At 36.4% G+C, this 19168-nt stretch carries 16 protein-coding genes and 1 pseudogene; 14 read left to right on the forward strand and 3 right to left on the reverse strand.

Annotation, left to right across the window (positions count from 1 at the left end):
• Together ACO5GE_RS05530 and ACO5GE_RS05535 are read left to right on the forward strand one after the other, a co-directional pair.
• Nucleotides 1-764, forward strand: a pseudogene (locus tag ACO5GE_RS05530) (TFIIB-type zinc ribbon-containing protein); the annotation flags it as partial.
• 90 nt (nt 765-854) lie between these two features.
• A complete protein-coding gene (locus ACO5GE_RS05535) occupies nt 855-2291 on the forward strand; it encodes a TFIIB-type zinc ribbon-containing protein (RefSeq protein ID WP_484829931.1) in 1437 nt (478 codons plus the stop codon).
• A gap of 315 nt (nt 2292-2606) precedes the next feature.
• Here ACO5GE_RS05535 and alr read toward each other — a convergent pair whose 3' ends face one another.
• Nucleotides 2607-3731 (reverse strand): alanine racemase, encoded by a 1125-nt coding sequence (gene alr / locus ACO5GE_RS05540; RefSeq protein WP_484829932.1) that lies wholly within the window; start codon nt 3729-3731, stop codon nt 2607-2609.
• 294 nt (nt 3732-4025) lie between these two features.
• On the opposite strand from alr, the gene ACO5GE_RS05545 reads away from it, so the two are divergent.
• From ACO5GE_RS05545 to ACO5GE_RS05555, 3 genes are all read left to right on the forward strand, one after another.
• Complete coding sequence (locus ACO5GE_RS05545) at nt 4026-4499, forward strand: helix-turn-helix transcriptional regulator (protein ID WP_314024425.1); 474 nt, start codon at nt 4026-4028, stop codon at nt 4497-4499.
• 291 nt (nt 4500-4790) lie between these two features.
• The gene (locus tag ACO5GE_RS05550; protein WP_484829933.1) at nt 4791-6092 is read left to right on the forward strand and encodes a Na+/H+ antiporter NhaC family protein; all 1302 of its coding nucleotides are present in this window, start codon (nt 4791-4793) and stop codon (nt 6090-6092) included.
• A gap of 117 nt (nt 6093-6209) precedes the next feature.
• Entirely contained in the window at nt 6210-6704 is a 495-nt protein-coding gene (locus tag ACO5GE_RS05555; RefSeq protein WP_484829934.1) for a methyltransferase family protein, read from the forward strand.
• Between the two features lie 279 nt (nt 6705-6983).
• Here the strand turns inward: ACO5GE_RS05555 and ACO5GE_RS05560 are convergent, their stop codons facing one another.
• Both ACO5GE_RS05560 and ACO5GE_RS05565 read right to left on the reverse strand, forming a co-directional pair.
• Nucleotides 6984-7628, reverse strand: a complete 645-nt coding sequence (locus ACO5GE_RS05560) for a vWA domain-containing protein (protein ID WP_484829935.1) — start codon at nt 7626-7628, stop codon at nt 6984-6986.
• Between the two features lie 80 nt (nt 7629-7708).
• A complete protein-coding gene (locus ACO5GE_RS05565; protein ID WP_484829936.1) occupies nt 7709-8722 on the reverse strand; it encodes an O-acetyl-ADP-ribose deacetylase in 1014 nt (337 codons plus the stop codon).
• Between the two features lie 352 nt (nt 8723-9074).
• Between ACO5GE_RS05565 and ACO5GE_RS05570 the strand changes: the two genes are divergently transcribed.
• The 9 genes from ACO5GE_RS05570 to ACO5GE_RS05610 all read left to right on the forward strand — a co-directional run.
• Nucleotides 9075-9989 carry a radical SAM protein gene (locus ACO5GE_RS05570; protein WP_484829937.1) on the forward strand — a complete coding sequence of 305 codons (915 nt, stop codon included), beginning with the start codon at nt 9075-9077 and terminating at the stop codon, nt 9987-9989.
• Between the two features lie 8 nt (nt 9990-9997).
• A complete protein-coding gene (locus tag ACO5GE_RS05575) occupies nt 9998-11251 on the forward strand; it encodes a coproporphyrinogen-III oxidase family protein (RefSeq protein ID WP_484829938.1) in 1254 nt (417 codons plus the stop codon).
• 889 nt (nt 11252-12140) lie between these two features.
• On the forward strand, nt 12141-13880 hold the full coding sequence (locus ACO5GE_RS05580) for an ABC transporter ATP-binding protein/permease (RefSeq protein ID WP_484829939.1): 1740 nt from the start codon (nt 12141-12143) through the stop codon (nt 13878-13880).
• Between the two features lies 1 nt (nt 13881).
• On the forward strand, nt 13882-15531 hold the full coding sequence (locus ACO5GE_RS05585) for an ABC transporter ATP-binding protein (RefSeq protein ID WP_484829944.1): 1650 nt from the start codon (nt 13882-13884) through the stop codon (nt 15529-15531).
• Nucleotides 15532-15694: 163 nt separating this feature from the next.
• A complete protein-coding gene (locus ACO5GE_RS05590; protein WP_484829940.1) occupies nt 15695-16240 on the forward strand; it encodes a heme-binding Shp domain-containing protein in 546 nt (181 codons plus the stop codon).
• 51 nt (nt 16241-16291) lie between these two features.
• The gene (gene isdE, locus ACO5GE_RS05595; protein ID WP_484829941.1) at nt 16292-17170 is read left to right on the forward strand and encodes a heme ABC transporter substrate-binding protein IsdE; all 879 of its coding nucleotides are present in this window, start codon (nt 16292-16294) and stop codon (nt 17168-17170) included.
• Between the two features lie 136 nt (nt 17171-17306).
• Entirely contained in the window at nt 17307-18290 is a 984-nt protein-coding gene (locus tag ACO5GE_RS05600; protein WP_484829942.1) for a FecCD family ABC transporter permease, read from the forward strand.
• The gene (locus ACO5GE_RS05605) at nt 18280-19041 is read left to right on the forward strand and encodes an ABC transporter ATP-binding protein (RefSeq protein WP_484829943.1); all 762 of its coding nucleotides are present in this window, start codon (nt 18280-18282) and stop codon (nt 19039-19041) included. Before ACO5GE_RS05600 ends, ACO5GE_RS05605 begins: the two co-directional genes overlap by 11 nt.
• 21 nt (nt 19042-19062) lie before the next feature.
• The coding region (locus tag ACO5GE_RS05610; protein ID WP_484829945.1) for a DUF454 family protein at nt 19063-19168 on the forward strand (106 nt) is incomplete at its 3' end.

Below are 19168 nucleotides of genomic sequence, written 5' to 3' on the forward strand. Positions count from 1 at the left end.
TTCCGATCTATCATGTGAGCCGAAAATTTGATATTGAAATCAAGGAGCTTTCAATAGAATCAAGTGCAGATAAGTTGGATAAAAAGAATAAAAAGAAGACAACTAATATCATCAACTCAATTATGCCGTTTGATACAGAGAACTGTGTGAAATGGAATGCAAATTATTTGAAAGGATATACTTCAGAACGTAGAGATGTCAATGTCGATCAACTGGAACATACTGTAATAGCACAAGCAACAGATGTGGCTAAATTTAAAGCAAACAGTACTCTTGAGAAGTATGACAGAGGAGTTCGTTGGGAACAAAAGAAGCTTGAGGTAGAAGGGCAACAATGGAAAGCTGCATATCTACCGGTATGGTTATACAGTTTTCAAGAAAAAAAGGGAAATAATGGAATACTGCACTATATTGCAGTGAATGCAAGAACCAAAGAAACCATGGGTAGTGTACCGATTCATATACCAAAACTGGTTGCTGTCAGTATCTTAGTAGAGATTTTGGGGATTTTGACTTCCATATTTGTTAACTTTGAAGATGACTCAGCAGCAAGATGGGCTCTTTTGTTGGCAGGATTTATCTTCTTTGCATTGGTATATTTCTATTACCGCAATTCAGATGCTCGTCATAGCTATGAGACTGAAACGGTATCGAAACTGTCGAATCTGGTCAGCACGGATGATTTTGTGAAACATGAAACAGGGTTGAGTAATCCTGTCATTAAGGGTTGCAACAATGAATCTGTAGATAGTCGGTTTGATTAGTCTGTTTAAGATTTAAATTTCTGAGAGTGATATGTTCAAAAAAACTCCATATTTTCTATATAAAGAATAACTTTCAAGGGTGGTATGGATATGATGGATGAAAAAGATACTTTAATGGATAATCAACAACAGGAAAATAGTAATCCGGTAGATGATACTGTTATTATCAGAACAGATGAGGGAGCTAAGAACGGACAGGATAAGTGTCCGCTCTGTGGAGCAACGGATATTTCTCTCAACCAGAATACCGGTAAATTGAGATGTAATTTTTGTAGACATGAATTCGAGCCTCAAGCACTCACCGGAATGCATGAGGATGTGTCTGACATTAAAGGAAAGGTAGTAAGTTCGGGAGCACAAAATATTGTAGCAGATGCAGATGACATGTTGACTCTGAAATGTGAGAGTTGCGGTGCCGAGGTTGTAATAGATACAAGTGAATCTGCACAGGCGAGATGTCACTGGTGTAGAAATACACTTTCTATCAATACTCAAATTCCAAACGGTAGTATTCCTGATGTCGTATTGCCTTTCTCTATCAAAAAAGAGGATGCGAAACAAGAAATTGAAAAATTTGTTGCAAAAAGAAAATTCTTTGCACATCCAACTTTCAGAAAAGAATTCACAACAGAAAATATCATGGGAGTCTACTTGCCTTATTTGTTGGTCGATGTCAACGGACATGCTTACTTTGAGGGAGAAGGCGAAGAGTTGGTTCGCATGTACGAAGTCGGTTCCAAGGATGATAAGAAGGAATATAGATATGATGCTGACTTGTATCATGTGAGCCGAAAATTCGATATTGAAATCAAGGAACTTTCGATAGAATCAAGTGCAGATAAGTTGAATAAAAAAAATAAAAAGAAGACAACCAATATTATCAACTCGATTATGCCGTTTGATACAGAGAATTGTGTGAAATGGAATGCAAATTATTTGAAAGGTTATACTTCGGAACGCCGAGATGTCAATGTCGATCAATTGGAACATACTGTAATGGCGCAAGCAACGGATGTTGCAAAGTTCAAAGCAAACTCGACTATCAGAAAGTATGATAGAGGAGTTCGCTGGGATGAAAAGAAGCTTGAGGTAGAAGGGCAACAATGGAAAGCTGCATATCTACCGGTATGGTTATACAGTTATCATCAAAAAAAAGGAAAAGAAGGACGTCTTCACTATATTGCAGTGAATGCAAGAACCAAAGAAACCATGGGAAGTGTACCGATTTATATGCCGAAACTGATTGCTATAAGCGCACTGATAGAACTCATAGGAATACTGATTGCGATATTCGGTAATTTTGAGGACTCGTCAGATAGTAGATGGCCTCTGTTGGTTGCAGGATTTGTATACTTTTTGGTTGCATATCTGTATTATCGAAATCCGGATGCTCGTCATAGCTATGAGACTGAAACGGTATCGAAACTCTCGAATCTGGTTAGTGAGGATGAGTTTTTGAAGCATGAGACAGGATTGAAAAATGATGAGATGAAAGGTGCCAACAACAGAATAATAGATAGCCGGTGAGTTTTGGTACAATTGTGTATCAGAGATAGTTTAAACAAACGGTTTATCAATCTAGTTCTGAACGGATGCTTACAAAAGAGTTTCGCACATTTTACAAACAGAGATATTTTCCGTTTGTTTTGAGAAACTCCGGTAGAGCCTTAGGATTGATGATGAAACAAAGTTCTGAAACGATATAAGTTGATAAAATAGGGAGCTTTGATGGCGGTGGGCGAAACATTGTCCCATTTGTTTCCGATGAATCATATTCGTTTTAGATTGATGAAGAACTGAAAATAAAAGGATATCATCAAAAAGGGAGCCGAAAGGCTCCCTTTACTTATATTCTCTTGGAATTTTGTTTCGTAGCATAGATTGTAAAAAGGTGGAAGAAGAGGTACATAATTTTGACCAATCGTGAAGATTTACTTTCTCATTCCCATCTTGTCCCAAGATAGTGACCGTATCTCCTTCTTTACAGTCAATTCCTGTGGCATCAAACATTGCCATATCCATACAAAATGCACCGACACTCTTTGCTTTCTTTCCATTGATGATAACTTGCATAGAGTTTGACAAGTCTTTAGATAACCCGTCCCCGTATCCCATTGGCACCGTCACTACTCGGATATCATGGTCGGCAAAATAGGTGCCGTCATATCCGATGCTTGTTCCTTTGACAAAATCCTGCACTCTGGCAACTTGGCTATAAAGAGAAATGATTTCTTCCGTAGGATACTGTTCAGACGATTTTACAACATCCATTCCTGTCATGGAGCCCATTGCCAGTGCTCCACAACGAACAAAATCAAGGTGAGATTCCGGAAATTTTACAATTCCGGCACTGTCCGCCATATGAATGAATCCGGGCTGAATCCCTCTTTTTTTCATACTATCTACAAATGTCAGGAAGGTTGAAAGCTGTCCTCTTGAAAAATCATCATCGTCTGTTTCCGTACAGGCAAAGTGAGAAAAAGTAGACACAATAGTAAGATGTTCCATCTTGGAAATCTCTTCCAAAACAGCTAACGATTTCTCATTAGGAAGAAAGCCGAGACGACTCAATCCGGTATCTACCTTGATATGAATGCGAGCTTGTTTACCTGAAGAAAAGGCTAATTGTTGGTAAGAGAGCGCAAGCTCCTTTGTCCAAACTACCACATCAATGTCATATTGCAATGCAATTGTTCGGGCATCTTCGTTGATATATCCGAGAACGATAATTCGAATATCGGAATCAAGTTTTCTCAGTTCAAGTGCTTCATATAAATTGGCAACAGCATAACAAGAAACGCCTTCTTGCATTCCAACCCGAGCCAATTCTATTGCTCCCAACCCGTAGGCGTTGTCCTTAAGAACAAGGATTAAGCCGGTATCCTTGTCAATCTGATGTTGGATCAAACGGATATTTTTTCTGTATATTTCCCTATCAATCACTGCAAAAGTAGAGCGTAGTTTCATAAAAATCATCCTTTCAATCGGTATCATTTCAATCTATACTATTCTTACCAAAAGTTTATCATACAGTTACGAAAGATAGCAATAAGAAAACCTTTTGAGATAAAAGAGACACTTATATGAAAACATCCATAAATGTTAACTTGACAGAATATCTTTCAACTTTGTTTTGATGATTGATACAGAGCATTGTGGAAAAATATTAGAAAAAATATTGAAATAAGAAGAATTCGCTTTTTGTGAGGAACAAAAATAAGATAGTTTTGTATATAATCTTCTTATAAAAGGAGGGATACTATGAACCAAAAACAAATAGGAATTTTTATTTCTGAACTGCGAAAAGAAAAAAATCTTACTCAATTGGAATTGGGAGAGCTACTTGGTGTCACAAACAAAACGGTTTCGAGATGGGAGAATGGCAACTATATGCCTGATATTTCTATCATTCCGCTTTTATGTCAAACTTTGGAAATTACGATAAATGAGTTTTTTTCAGCTAAAAAGTTGGAGCAATCTGAGTTTAAGGAAAAGGCGGACGATAATTTGTATTGTTCGATTAGAATGATGCAAAAAATAAAGAAGAGAGTCAGTGTTGCAGATTCTTTTTCGGGAGCAGGTGTGGGACTTTTGTTGAGTTGTTTGTTTTCATCGAACAGTGACAGAAGAACAATTGCAATAGTTGTAGCGCTGGTATTGCTTGCTGTAGGATATGTTTTTAAGGTAGGCAACGAAAAAATGATTTGGTCATTGTTTGAAAAAGAGGACAGATAGTTTTTATAAGATGCGATTTTTTTGCTATTTGTAGTGAATTCCATACTTTTTACCGTGTGTTAGAATCCTTTTTTATAGAGAATAGTTTGTTGGTTGAAAAAATGCTAATATCGTATAGAATATACTTTGGTATTTTTACGGAACATGATATACTGAACAATAGATTTGTGAATAGGAAGATGATATGATAGAAGTTTTTTATCATAAGGTAAGAAGAACATGGGAAGTGTTATCGTAGTTTTGCATTCAATTTAGTAATTGTGTTTCAAAAATAGAACAGGTGGAAAATTTATGGATAAAAAGGAAAATGGAATTGCGTTGTTGCCGGTTGTGGTGTTTTTGGTGATATACTTAGGAAATGGTATTTATTTTGAGTACATACATCCTGTAGAAGGTGGAATGGGATTTTATATTATGTCGGTCGTGGTTGCGTTTCTGATTGCTCTCATTGTTGCGTTGTTACAAAACAGAACGCTTTCTTTTGATGAAAAAATTAAGATATGTGCAAAGGGAATCGGTGATGAAAATATAACGATTATGCTCTTTATTTTCCTTGTAGCAGGTGCTTTTAGTGGAATTGCAAAAGAGGCTGGAGGTGCCGAGAGCACGGCAAACTTGTTACTCAGTATTTTGCCGGCACAATTTGCACTTCCCGGATTGTTTTTGATTGCCTGTTTGATTTCAATGGCAATGGGAACAAGCGTCGGAACCATTACAGTATTGGTACCCATTGCTGTCAATGTCGCAACAGGTTCGGGTTTGGGAATACCGATGTGTGTCGGAACCATTGTCGGGGGTGCGATGTTTGGAGATAACCTCTCTTTTGTTTCTGATACAACGATTGCTGCAACAAAGACACAGGGTGTTGAGATGAAAGATAAATTTAGCACGAACTTCAAGATTGCGTTGCCGGCGGCACTTTTGACATTGGCCATTTTAATTGCTTTCTCATTCAACACACAGATAGCATCAATAGGAAATTTTGAGTACAACACTTGGCAGGTTCTTCCTTATTTTATTGTTTTGGGAGCAGCAATAACCGGTTTGAATGTGTTTGGGGTTCTCTGTATGGGAATTGTGTTGTTTTTGATTGTCGGATTGGGAACCGGTTCACTTACAGTAGCAACAGCATTTTCGTCCATGGGAATGGGAACGAACGGAATGTTTGAGACAATGGTTGTGACAATTTTGGTTGCGTCAATCGGAGCTTTGATTAAAGAAAACGGAGGCTTTTTGTGGTTGTTACATTTGATTCGCAAAGTGTTCAAAGGACATACCGGAGGATGTTTCGGAATTGGTATTTTAACGTTGCTTATGGATATTGCGACGGCAAATAATACAGTAGCAATTGTGATGGCGGCACCGATTGCAAAAGAAATCAGCGAGGACTATGATATTGATCCGAAAGAAACGGCGTCCTTGTTGGACACCTTTTCTTGTGTGGGACAGGGAATCATTCCTTACGGTGCACAACTTTTGATTGCCGCAAGCATATCAGGAATCACTGCGCTTAACATTATCCCGTTCTTGTTTTATCCTTTTTTACTGTTTGTGAGCGTATCTGTTTCTATTTTAGTAATAAAAAATAAATAATCTGTAAATCATTCATCGAATGGATAGGGTGCAAAATTTGTAAATTTTGAATCATTTGCTCAAAGAAAAAGTGAATGATAGAAAGTAATCTTTCGTGAAAGTAAGGAGGTCAGAACCTTGAATCAAACAAATCAGAAACACTTACCATTTTTTGGAGTCGGACCGATCTATGTCATCAGTATTCTTTTGATGACAATGTCGGCAAGATATTTATCGAACCAAAAGATACTTTATGTAGCCCTTTTTGATAATTTCGGTTCTGTTATGAACGTATTCGCAATCCTGTTGATTGTAGAAGGTGTGATTTTGTATGCTTTTAGTCTGCTTCATTCTGATATTGTCAAAGGATTGAAAGAAAACAGATTGGTGACTAATGGCGTATATGCCTATGTAAGAAATCCAATTTATTCTGCATGGATATTTATTTGTACAGGGATTTTGTTATTGGGACATGATATATGGGCTTTCGTTTTGTGTCCGATTTTTTGGTTTTATCTTACGGTTTTGATGAAACATACAGAAGAAAAATGGCTAATCAACCAATATGGTCAAGAGTACCTTACTTATATGAAAAAAGTAAACCGGGTGTTTCCTTGGTTTCCTAAGAAGTAATCGGATTTGTACTGATACGATTGTTATCAAATTGTGACCTATCGTTTTATTTTTAAATATCCTGCAACCTCTGTTCCCGTCATTTGACGCAGAAAAAGGTTGCAGGATATTTTTTAAATTTTTGATAATTCTATTAAGTTTCAACATTCACTTTTAAGACAGTAGTATCTGTTAGGAATCTCTGACATTCTATTCTCATTACTTTCATGATGATAAGCTGAGATGAAGTTGTTTTTGATTCAAAGCGATACCATTTCTACCGGAATTTGGTAGGATATGTTATTCTCTTGATTTGACATCTGCTTCAATTTCTTCTTTCCAGTTTGCGCATAGTTTGTTGTTGTTTCTATAGTTTGAAATGGCGGATTCCAACACTTTGTAGTTCAGTTTTACTCCTTTTTTGTCATTTAGAAAAGTGACCGCATTTTCTTCTTCTATCCCGTAAGATTTTGCAGTTGCTACAGCATCAAGATTCGCTCCCAAAAAGATAAAGTCCCAATTTTTATGTTTTTGCAAGTGGCGTATTTTTTGTTTGATTTCATCAGAAGTATACTTGTGGCTTGCATTTTCCTCTCCGTCCGTTGAAATAATAAACAAAGTTTTGCCTGGAACATCTTCTGCTTTGATATATTTGTGAATCTTTTCGATATGTGTAATCGTATCTCCAAGAGCATCTATCAATGCGGTGCATCCTCCCGGAACATACTCTTTGTCGGTGAGAGGGTCAACTTTTTTGATATCAATCCTATCATGTACGATTTTTGAGTCGTTGTGAAAAAATACGGCTGTCACAAGCGCAGTGCCTGTTTCATTTTTTTGCTTTGCCAACATGGAGTTGAAACCTCCGATGGTATCTGTTGTCAAAGGTTCCATCGAACCGCTTTCATCTAAAATAAAAACCAATTCTGTAACATTTTTTTTCATTGTGATTCCTCCTACTCTTATTTGATGTAAGTTCAGTATAGAGTAAGTTGAAACAGAATAGGTCGTTTGAAAAGAGACATTTATCCAAGAAGTTTTTGATCAAAAGAAAATAAAGTTTCATTGATTTTGTAAATATCAAAAATATGATGCTCAATAAAGTACCGGATGATGACATCAAATTTGTTTGAGTTCGAAAGGGTGTATCCGGCTTTTGCAAGGAGATTTTGTGTATCGGATAAATTCAGTTGCAAGGAGATTGCCAGTGCGATTGCAGTCTCTTTGCTTGGACGATAGTCACGATTTGTTCTTATTTTCGAAAACAGCTTTCTGTCAAGATTCGCTTTTTTATAGACTTGTGTATCAAGGTATCCTTTTTCGTCAATGATGTGAAAGAGGGACTCGGAAAAACTTTCGTCTAAATTGGAAATACAATCCTCCAATGATTTTTCATAAGCAGTTGTGGAACAAATAGGTTTCTGTAGAAAAGCACCTTCTTCCATTTCAAAAAGGCATCGTTCTTCTAAAACGGGAAGGTTTAGATTTCTTTTGTCTTTTTTGTGATAAGATGCGATGTAGTGCTCGTCGATATATTCTTTGATTTCATCAACGTATGCTTTGCCGATAGGAATGTCTTTTTTGTCAAAGATTACAAGGGTGACATCCATATCATCCGTTTCCAAAAACTCTTTGATAGTTGAGATTGCAACTTCAATCGCCTCTTCTTTCGGATATCCGTAAATGCCGGACGAAATCAACGGGAAAGCAATAGAGTGAAGATGGTGGTTTTTTGCAAGATGTAAAGAGTTGCGATATGCGAGTGTCAGCAGTTGTCGTTCGTTGTGCTTTCCGTCGACGTAAATCGGACCTACTGTGTGGATGACATAGGATGCCGGTAAACGATACCCCTTTGTGATTTTTGCTTCGCCGGTTTCACAACCGTGCAGGGTACGACATTCTTTGAGTAATTCCGGACCGGCGCATCTGTGAATGGCACCGTCAACACCTCCTCCACCTAACAAAGTTTTGTTGGCAGCGTTGACAATAGCATCCACTTTCATGGTAGTAATATCGTTTTGTATGATTCGAAAAGGCATAACAGATTCCTCCTTGTATGTTTGGTGTTAAGATTTTTAGTATTACAACTATTCCTATACAATCTTGATTCATCGTTTCATTTTTTGCTGTCTATTTGTATTTTTCAGTTTACAATGATACTTTTATTATAGAATAAATTGTTTGAAAAACAAAATTTCTTGCTACAAAAAAGAGTAGAATCTATTGTAAAAACAAGAGGCATACATTTGTAAGAACAGAAGAAAAGAGATTTTGTATATTTTTCCATGATTTTTTTGGTAAAGAATGATATTCTTATCACAAGAATTTTTAGGTTATGCGAAGATATTTTTTGTGCAGAGACAATACTGTATCACGAAGAATAAAGGGAGAATGGTGAGAGCAGTGAGAACAAAAGATTTTTTGTATTTTATGCAATTTGGGATCAAAACCGTGATTTTTCGAAAAAAAGATCCTATTTTAGGGACAATTATTTTGACAGATAAATGTAATTTACAATGTAAACATTGTGCAGTCAACAATATTACGGCAATCATCCATCCTTATGAAAAGATAAGACGTGAGATGGTACGATTATACGATATGGGGATTCGCATTTTGTTCTTTTGTGGTGGCGAAACATTTCTTTGGGAAGACGATGGCAAAACAGTTCGTGATTTGGTGATAGAGGCAAAAAAGATGGGATTTTTGATTGTAAATGTCGTAACCAATGGAACTTTTTCGCTGAATTTACCGGAGGCAGATTTGATTTTACTCAGTTTGGACGGAGATAGAGATGCACATAATGCCATTCGTGGAGATACTTACGATTTGATTATGAAAAACATTCAAGCTGCATCGAGGAACAATATTTGTTTTTATATGGCAATCAATCAACTGAACAAAGATAAGGTGCGAAAGGTTTGTGACAAGGCAAAAGAATTGAAAAATGTCAGAGCGGTGTCATTTAATTTTCATACCCCCTATCTCGGAACAGAAGAAATTCAACTCACATTGGAGGATAAGGAGCAGCTTGCAGAGGAAATATCGTTGTTAATGGAAGAAAACTATCCTATTTTTAATCTTAAGAGTGCATTGCCATATGTAGTTCATAACAATTTTCCTACACCGTGTTATCAGTGTGTTGTGTTAGAAGACGGCAAAATTTCCGTTTGTGGAAGATGTATTGAAGAAGAGGGATTGTGTCAGAAGTGCGGATATTTTTTTGTAGCGGAATATACTCTTCTATTTAGTGGAAAAATAAAAATCATTGTGGATATGTTTCGTACATATTTTAAATATATTTAGAGGTTGCTATGGGAATGATAACAAGTGCTACAAGAATGTGGCTTACAAAATCGGTAAAAGGCTTTGAATTTAAGAATGAGTATACTAATACATTAGATTATCAAGATACCAAACGGTTGGGATTGTACGTGCATATACCTTTTTGCAAATCTATTTGCAAGTTTTGTCCGTATTGCAAAGAGGTGTATCATACAGAAAAGATGAATCGATATATCGACTATTTGCTTAAAGAGATTGCATTGGTAACTGGTGGACAGGCAAAAAAAGTAGTCAGCAGTCTGTATTTTGGTGGTGGAACACCTGCATTGGCAATTGATAGGTTGGGAGAAGTCATTGATTCGCTCACATCTCACTTTAAAATTTCACAGGGAATCGGGATAGAACTTCATCCAAGCAACGTAACGGAAGAAACGTTGCAAAAATTATCGGATATGGGAGTTACAAAAATCAGTATCGGAATTCAATCTTTTCAAGATAAATTTTTGGGAATTTTGGGAAGAAAAGAAAATCGATTCGAAACAATGTTTGATGCATTGCAAAAAGTTTCTTTTGAAACAGTTGCCATGGATTTTATCTTTGCATTACCCAACCAAACATTTCAAGATTTGCAGAAAGATATTGAACTTGCATTTTCAAACGGTGCAAATCACATTGCCATCTATCCTTTTATTGATTTTGGATTTTTGGAATCGGGAATTCAAGAGTTTTCTAAAAAGGAAAAACGAGCACTGTTAAAGCAGATAACGGATTATTGTGAAGAAAGAGGTTATATAAGAGATTCTATTTGGACCTTTTCGAAAGATGGTAGAGCGAGCTATTCTTCGATGACAAGAGATAACTTTTTGGGATTCGGAGCATCTGCAACAACTTGTTTGGACGAGATATTCAAAATCAATACATTTTCCGTTGAAGAATATATCAATCGCTTGAAGAGCGAACAGATGCCAACTTCATTGACATTAGATTTTACTGTGAGACAGAGAATGATTTATTATTTGTTTTGGAAATTCTATTCTATGAGAGTGGATTGCAAGGAATTTCAAGAGTTTTTTTGTCAAGATTTAAAAAAAATATACGGTTTGGAGTTGATTTTTGCAAAAAAAATCGGATTTTTGACAGAAAGAGACGGAGTGTATGAATTGACAGAAAAAGGAGCATTCTATTATCATCATTATGAAAAATATTTTACCTATGATTACATCAATCATATGTGGGGTAGAATGAGTAAAGAGGCCTTTCCAAGACAATTGAATATAAAGTAAACAAAATAGTATTCTAATATCCAAGAATAGAATTACAACATCAAGTTGGATGTCAGGCTCTCGCTGGATATCCGATTTTTTTGAGCGAGTATTTAATGGTTCAGGAAAGTGTCTGTTGTAAGACTCGTTTGAAAGAGTGATGAACACTATTTATAAACCGTATTTAAAAACTTAAATCAACTCATTTTTTGTTCACTTTCATTATATCAAAAAGTCATATTTTACAGATTCATTAAAATTGTAGATTAAAAAAATAAGGTTTACCGGGAGGATGAAACGAGTGATTACAGTTCAACGGGGGAGATGAAGTGCAATATCAAATTGTATTATCAGATTGAATTGATAATAAGATGTAAACATGAATCATAAAAATGATATTCAAATCATTTTCTGAATTGACTGAAAAAAATTTTTTAATAAAAATTGTTGTAAATTCAATAATTAGAGAGCAGTTATACTCAATGTATCATAAATTAAGATTGATTTTATAAGAGAAGTATTGTAAACTTTATGATAACGATTATCGACCTATATTTAGAAATTGTCATAATCGTAATAAATAATCGTTTATACTAACAAGATGAGGTTTTTATTTCTAAAATAATAAATTTTCAATCATAGATTAGAGAAAGAATTATTCTTGAAAAATAAAGACATGTACTCCTTTTGAATTCGCCGAGAAAAAGATAGTCTTGATTCCATATAAGGAGATGTAACCATGTGTTTTGTGGATTTTTTGCGTTTTTTCGCGTAGAATATATAGAATATATAGAATATATACTATTCTAAAATACAAGAACAGAAAATCGTATATAACGATTTCGGTATAAGGTGTTAAAGGGGAAGAATCCTCTAAATTAAAAATGTTTAGATAAAGGGGAGTTATATTTTGATTGACAAACGTCTTTTGAGCTTGGTGCCTTCTTCAAAGAAGTACATTGCTTTGACAGTATTATGCTATATTTTGAGTTTGGTTGCAAATGTGATTTTTATATTTTTTATTGGCAATGGCTTAAACAGTCTCTATGAACACGGGGTATGGATGACTTCTGTATGGATGTCAGTGTTGCTGGTGGCAGGAGTATTTGTTTTGCGTTACACTGCTACTTTGATGTCGACGAAGTATTCTTATTTGGCTTCAGCAAAAGTAAAGAGCATTTTGCGTGAACTGATTTACAAAAAGGTCTTGGAACTTGGAACTGCTTATAACGAAAAGATCTCAACATCGGATTTAATTCAGACTTCGTTAGAGGGTGTGGAACAATTGGAGATTTATTTCAGCAGATATCTACCTCAATTCTTTTACAGTTTGTTAGCGCCGATTTTACTATTTATACTCATATTTCCAATCAGCAGAAAACCGGCAATCATTCTTCTGACATGCGTTCCTTTAATTCCAATGTCTATTATGGCAGTTTATAAAATAGCCGGAAAGTTGTTCAAAAAATACTGGGCTCTCTATGTGAATATGGGAAATGGTTTTTTGGATAATATACGTGGTTTGACAACTCTGAAAATTTATCTTGCAGATGAACGTAAACATCATGAAATGAATGAAAATGCGGAGGACTTTCGTAAAATTACAATGAAAGTACTGACGATGCAGTTGAATTCTACAACGATTATGGACTTTATTGCTTTTGGAGGAGCAGGTCTTGGAGCGTTATTTGCACTTTTGGAACTGCAAAAGGGAACGATTAGTATTGCACAGAGTTTTGTTATCATTATGTTGTCGGCTGAATTCTTTATTCCTTTGAGAAGGCTTGGTTCGTTCTTTCATATTGCAATGAATGGAATGTCGGCGAAGAAAAAGATTTTTTCTCTTTTGGACCTTCCGATTCCGGAGCGTGGTCATGCGACAATAGAAGGAGAAAAAATTGACATTTCAATGAAAAACATTGAGTTTTCATACGATGAGAACAGAGAGATTCTTAAGGAAGTATCAATTGAACTTCCGAACAAGTCTTTTGTTTCAATAGTTGGAGGCTCCGGCTCAGGAAAAAGTACTATCGCTTCTCTGATTAGCGGAAGATATTCTAATTATAGAGGAAGTTTGAAGATAAACGGATTAGAACAGAAGGACATTTCAACGGAGAGTATTGCGAAGCATATTACTGTGGTTGGTCATGACAGTTATTTGTTTTCAGGTTCTATTCGAGAAAATCTCTTAATCAGCTCTCCAAAAGCAACTGATGAGGAAATGTATCGTGTATTGAAGCAAGTTCGTCTGTATGAGTTTCTAATGGAACAGAATGGCTTGGACACCTTGTTATCAGAAGGTGGAGGCAATTTTTCCGGAGGACAAAGACAGCGTTTAGCTTTGGCAAGGGCAATTCTTCATAATACAGAGATGTATATCTTTGACGAGGCGACATCTAATATTGATTCTGAGAGTGAAGAGTATATTATGGATGCTATCAAATCTTTGTCAAAGGAGAAGACTGTGCTCTTGATTTCACATCGTTTGGAAAATGTTGTAGATTCCGACCGAATCTATGTTTTGGATGAAGGAGCTGTTAAGGAACAGGGAAGTCATCAGGAACTTCTTGAAAAAAATGGAGTATATGAGAGATTGTATCAAGCGCAAAAGAAGATGGAAAAGATAGATGGAGGTGTTAGCGTTGAATAAGATGAGTCGATATCAGTTGATTAAACGATTACTCGGTCTAGTTAAACCTCTGCTTAAGATTATAATACCGGCAATTTTATTTGGGGTTGCAGGATTTCTTTGTTCAATCTTCATCCCTGTATTGGGAGGATATGGAATACTGGAGGCAGCAGGGTTTGATAGGGTAATATCATGGAAGACAATATTGATCCTTCTTCCGTTACTGGGCGCTTTGAGAGGTATTTTGCGATATGCGGAACAATATAGCAACCATCTTTTAGCCTTTATGACTTTAGCCTTGATTCGTGATCGGATTTTTGAGGTTCTTCGAAAGCTATCTCCGGCAAAGCTGGAAGGTAAGGATAAGGGAGATTTGATTGCATTGATTACTTCCGACGTGGAGTTGCTTGAGGTATTCTATGCACATACCATTTCTCCGGTAGCTATTGCAGTTCTTACCTCTTCCATTATGATAGCCTATATCGGTTATCATTCGATTGTGATGGCAGGAATTGCTCTCTTAAGCTATTTGGTGATAGGAGGATGGATTCCTTTCTATATATCTCGATTGGGAAGAGAAACAGGAAAATACCAGCGAGAAAAATTTGCAAAGATGAATACGTATTTCTTGGAGAGTATTCGTGGAATGAAAGAAGTTTTACAATTTCATCAGCAAGAAGTCCGTTTGAATATCATTGATCATCAAACGGCGGAAATGGAAGACTTGAACAAACAATTGAAGGACTATGAGGCAATTTCAACTTCACTTACTGAAATTACGATTTTGTTCTTTTCTCTTTTGCAGATTGCAGTTGGAGGCTACTTGTTTTCAAATGGGTTTATTACATTCCCTCAACTTTTACTCTCTCTCTTTGCGGCAATGAGTTCCTACGGTCCGGTCGTTGCGCTGAGCAATTTGGCAAACAATCTTTTGATTACATTTGCTTGTGGAGAAAGAGTCGTTGCATTGTTGGATGAGGTTCCTCAGACAGAGGACATTACAAATGGTGCAGATATGAAGGAAGGAAATATCGTTTCCGATAATGTATCGTTCAAATATCAAGATGAATGGATATTAAAAAACTTCAATTTGGATATTGAAAAGAATAAAATTCATGCAATTGTAGGTAAGAGTGGAAGTGGAAAGTCGACCTTGCTCAAATTATTCATGAGATTTTGGGATGTTTCCGAGGGACAGGTTCGCTTTTCAGATCAACCTGTAGGAAAAATTAACACAAATTCATTAAGGAAAAATCAAAGTTATATGACACAGGAAACGTTCCTTTTCCAAGATACGATTGCTAACAATATTGCGATTGCCAAGCCGGATGCGAGTAGAGAAGAATTGATGGAAGCTGCGAAAAAGGCTTCGATTCACGAGTTCATTCTCTCTCTTCCAAAAGGATATGATACTGAGGTCAAGGAGTTGGGAGATAGTTTATCGGGAGGAGAAAAGCAGAGAATTGGACTTGCACGTGCTTTTTTACACGATGCACCTATTATGTTTCTTGATGAGCCTACCAGCAATCTTGACAGTTTGAACGAGGGTGTGATTCTGAAATCTCTTAGAGACTCTGCAAAAGGCAAGACTGTAGTTGTTGTTTCACATAGGAATTCGACGACGGCGATTGCAGATAACTGCATATCAATGGAGTCGGGCAGAATTAGTTAATGAATGGTTGACATCGCATAGTAGAGAACTGTCATAAATTATATTTAGAATATGGCAATATGGATTTTATTTCAAAAACAAATGATATTTGAATGGTGTATGAAATGCCAATCAATGGAGTCGTTTTATTAGGTTAGAAATTATGTTGAAAGGAGAAGTTTAAATGAAACAATATCGTATTAAAGTAGTGTTGGCACTTTGTATTATCGCGCTTATGATTCCGTCGTTTTCATTTGGATTGGAGAAGGGAAGTTATAGCGTAAAGAATGAAACCAGTTATGCAAATCCTAAGACTGGAAAAACGGAAGATGGAGGCACACAGATTGCATTGGGAGATTCCATGAGCCGTTCTCTCCTTGGAGAATATTTTTTGATTGATGTAAAGAGTAAGAAACAGAAGTATATGACAATAAGAGTCGGACTTCAGAAGTATGTAAGTAACATTAAGGTGTATGTTAAAAATAACAAGGGAGAATACAAAGAAGTTAAAATCAAGGAAAAAGCTCATGACAAGAAAAATGATACGAGAGACTATAAGTTTTCAATTTCTTCCGATTATCCTGAGTTGAAAATAAAGGTTTACGTAGAGCCTATGGAAAGAGATGTTATCTTCTTTGCAAAAAGTTTGGAAAAAGAAGTAAAAAAAGGGAACGATAAGTTTAACAAAATGAAGTTGTCAACGAAACTGAGTACTCCTGCTGACAAATAATCTCTTTATAAAGGAAAAATGCAAACAAAATGGAAATGGAAGTGGATATAGTTGAAGAAATTAGTTGCTTTGTGCTTGACTTTGAGTGTGGTATCAATTTTTTCCGGATGTGTCAATCAACATCCGGAAACAAATTCAAGAGAAGCACAAGATACAAGAATCATCGCTACTTCGGTTGCTACAGCCGAATTGGCTGAAAAACTGGATTTAGATTTGGTGGGAATTCCAAAGACAAAGACATTTAAAATTCCTGAAAGATATCAGAATGCAACCGAAGTAGGCGCACCTATGAATCCCGACATGGAAGTCATAAAGTCTTTGAAACCTACAGATATTTTAAGTCCTAAGACTTTGGAACCTGATTTGAAATCACGCTATGAACAGACAGGGTTACCTTATACTTTTTTAGATGTATCCAGTGTAGAAGGACTCTATCAGTCTGTTGAGCTTCTTGGAGAAAAATATGGAAAGCAGGAGATAGCAAAAGACTTATTGGACGATTATCACAATACATTAGATGAAATCAAGAAAAAACGAGAAGGGAAGAAGGAACCAAAAGTATTGATTTTGATGGGACTTCCCGGTTCTTATGTGATAGCGACGGATAAGTCGTATGTGGGTAACCTCGTGCAGATGGCAGGTGGAAAAAATATTTATCCACATGAGACAGAAGAGTTTTTGAATGTCAATACGGAGGACTTGATTCAACAGGATCCGGATTTGATTTTCTGTACGGTGCATGCTATGCCGGATGAGGTGATTGCACAGATGAAGGATGAGTTTGCAACGAATGATATTTGGCAACATTTTCGTGCCGTTCAAGAAGGAAGAGTTTATTATTTGGATTACAACCTCTTTCATATGTCGGCTGACTTTAGATGGAAGGATGCAATCATGTCCATTGAAGATGAGTTGAATCTTGAAAAGTAACATAGGTATAGATAAAGATTGCTTATCAGTATCCGTTTTGCAGTGGTATAGAGTGTATCTTTTAATGGTGAAAGGATGAAATGAGTTAATTTTTCGATGATATCAAAGTTTTATCATAAGGAGAGAGGGTGAATAGTTGAAAAAAAAGACGGCAGTTTTTGTAATTCTTATTTTGGCGTATGTCGTACTATTTTTTTATTCTATACGTGCCGGAACCATAGATATCACATACAATCAGATTTTTAAAGGTCTGTTTGTAGAATATGATGAGAGTTTTGCGATTATTTATGATTTGAGGTTTCCAAGAATCATTGTAGCGATGCTGGCAGGAGCTTCTCTTGCAGTATCAGGTGTCATGTTCCAAGCAGTGATGAAAAACCCTTTGGCGGATCCCGGTATTATAGGAGTATCTTCAGGAGCGAGTTTTGCTGCAGTCTTCCTGTTGATGTTGTTTCCACAAATGTATATATTGACACCAATGTTTGCATTTATTGGAGGAATTGTATCTTGTATGCTCATCTACCTTTTGTCATGGAAATCGGGACTGAATCCACTTAGAGTCATTCTCGTCGGAATTGCCATCAATGCAGTTTTTACAGGAATTATGGACTCCGTCGCGGTTATGGTAGGAGCAAAACAGGCAGGGGTTGCCTCAATTGTCAATGCAAATATTGCACAGAAGACTTGGTCTGACGTCAGCTTACTTACCGTTTATGTGGTAATCGGTCTGATGATAGCAGTTGGAATATCAAGATATTGCAATCTTTTAGCACTGGAAGACAAGACGATTCGTGCACTTGGACTCAATGTCGATCACTTGAGGATGTTCGTTTCCTTTATTGCAGTTCTTTTAGCAAGTATTACAACTGCGATTGTAGGAGTCGTAGGTTTTTTAGGTTTAATTGTTCCTCATATCGGAAGACTGCTGGTAGGATCAGATCACAAACTGTTGATTCCGTTTTCGGTATTGTCGGGTGGATTTTTGATGTTGCTTTGTGACACCCTAGGACGTGTGATTGCAGCTCCTTACGAAATACCGGTCGCTGTCAGTATGGCAGTACTTGGAGGACCGTTCTTTATATTTTTACTGAGAAGGAGTGAAGAGACCTATGGAAGTTAATCATATTTCTTTTTCGTATGATGGAAAAAAAGAAATTATTAAAGATGTCTCCTTTGCTCTCAAGAGAAAGAAAATTACTACCTTAATGGGTGCAAATGGTTGTGGAAAGTCGACTCTATTTCATCTTTTGACAAAAACTTTGGCACCTCAAAAAGGAAATGTTCTCTTGAATGGAAAAGAAGTTTCACAATACAAGATGAAGGAATTTGCAAGAAATGTTGCAATCGTGCACCAAAATAACTCAGCACCGGCAGACTTAAAGGTGTCGACTTTGGTATCCTATGGTAGAATCCCTTTTTTGCATTATCGAATGAGTCTTAGAGAAGAGGATGAAAAAATCATCAACGAAGCTTTGGATATTACCGGATTGACAGATTTTAAGGACTATACGGTAGGGCAATTGTCGGGAGGACAGCGTCAGAGGGTATGGATTGCAATGGCCTTAGCTCAAAGTACAGATATTTTGTTTTTGGATGAGCCGACAACCTATTTAGATATTCGTTATCAAATTGAGATTTTAAGATTGATACAGAGGTTAAATCGAGAAAAAAATATGACCATTGTCATGGTACTTCATGACATCAATCAGGCAATCCATTATAGCGATGTCATTTTGGGAATGAAGGATGGGAAAATCCTGTTTGAAGGAAAACCTGATGAAGTGGTGAGTACTGAGTTTATTTCTGAACTGTATTCGATTGATTTACCTATTGTAAATAGAGAAGGAGGGAAGTTCGTATTGACGGTGTAAGATGCCGCCAATCGAAAGTTTATGAAAACAGTTTATATAGTAGCAGGTTTTTTATTTCTTGCAATCGGGATGGTAGGAGTTGCGATTCCGGTGTTACCTACTGCACCTTTTTTGATAGATCGGAAGA

This window comes from Filifactor sp., from assembly GCF_057248345.1.

Coding starts and splice junctions, on each gene's coding strand:
- ACO5GE_RS05535 (WP_484829931.1), top strand. CDS start 855: ATGATGGATGAAAAAGATACTTTAATGGATAATCAACAACAGGAAAAT.
- alr (WP_484829932.1), bottom strand. CDS start 3,731: ATGAAACTACGCTCTACTTTTGCAGTGATTGATAGGGAAATATACAGA.
- ACO5GE_RS05545 (WP_314024425.1), top strand. CDS start 4,026: ATGAACCAAAAACAAATAGGAATTTTTATTTCTGAACTGCGAAAAGAA.
- ACO5GE_RS05550 (WP_484829933.1), top strand. CDS start 4,791: ATGGATAAAAAGGAAAATGGAATTGCGTTGTTGCCGGTTGTGGTGTTT.
- ACO5GE_RS05560 (WP_484829935.1), bottom strand. CDS start 7,628: ATGAAAAAAAATGTTACAGAATTGGTTTTTATTTTAGATGAAAGCGGT.
- ACO5GE_RS05565 (WP_484829936.1), bottom strand. CDS start 8,722: ATGCCTTTTCGAATCATACAAAACGATATTACTACCATGAAAGTGGAT.
- ACO5GE_RS05570 (WP_484829937.1), top strand. CDS start 9,075: ATGGTGAGAGCAGTGAGAACAAAAGATTTTTTGTATTTTATGCAATTT.
- ACO5GE_RS05575 (WP_484829938.1), top strand. CDS start 9,998: ATGGGAATGATAACAAGTGCTACAAGAATGTGGCTTACAAAATCGGTA.
- ACO5GE_RS05585 (WP_484829944.1), top strand. CDS start 13,882: ATGAGTCGATATCAGTTGATTAAACGATTACTCGGTCTAGTTAAACCT.
- ACO5GE_RS05590 (WP_484829940.1), top strand. CDS start 15,695: ATGAAACAATATCGTATTAAAGTAGTGTTGGCACTTTGTATTATCGCG.
- ACO5GE_RS05605 (WP_484829943.1), top strand. CDS start 18,280: ATGGAAGTTAATCATATTTCTTTTTCGTATGATGGAAAAAAAGAAATT.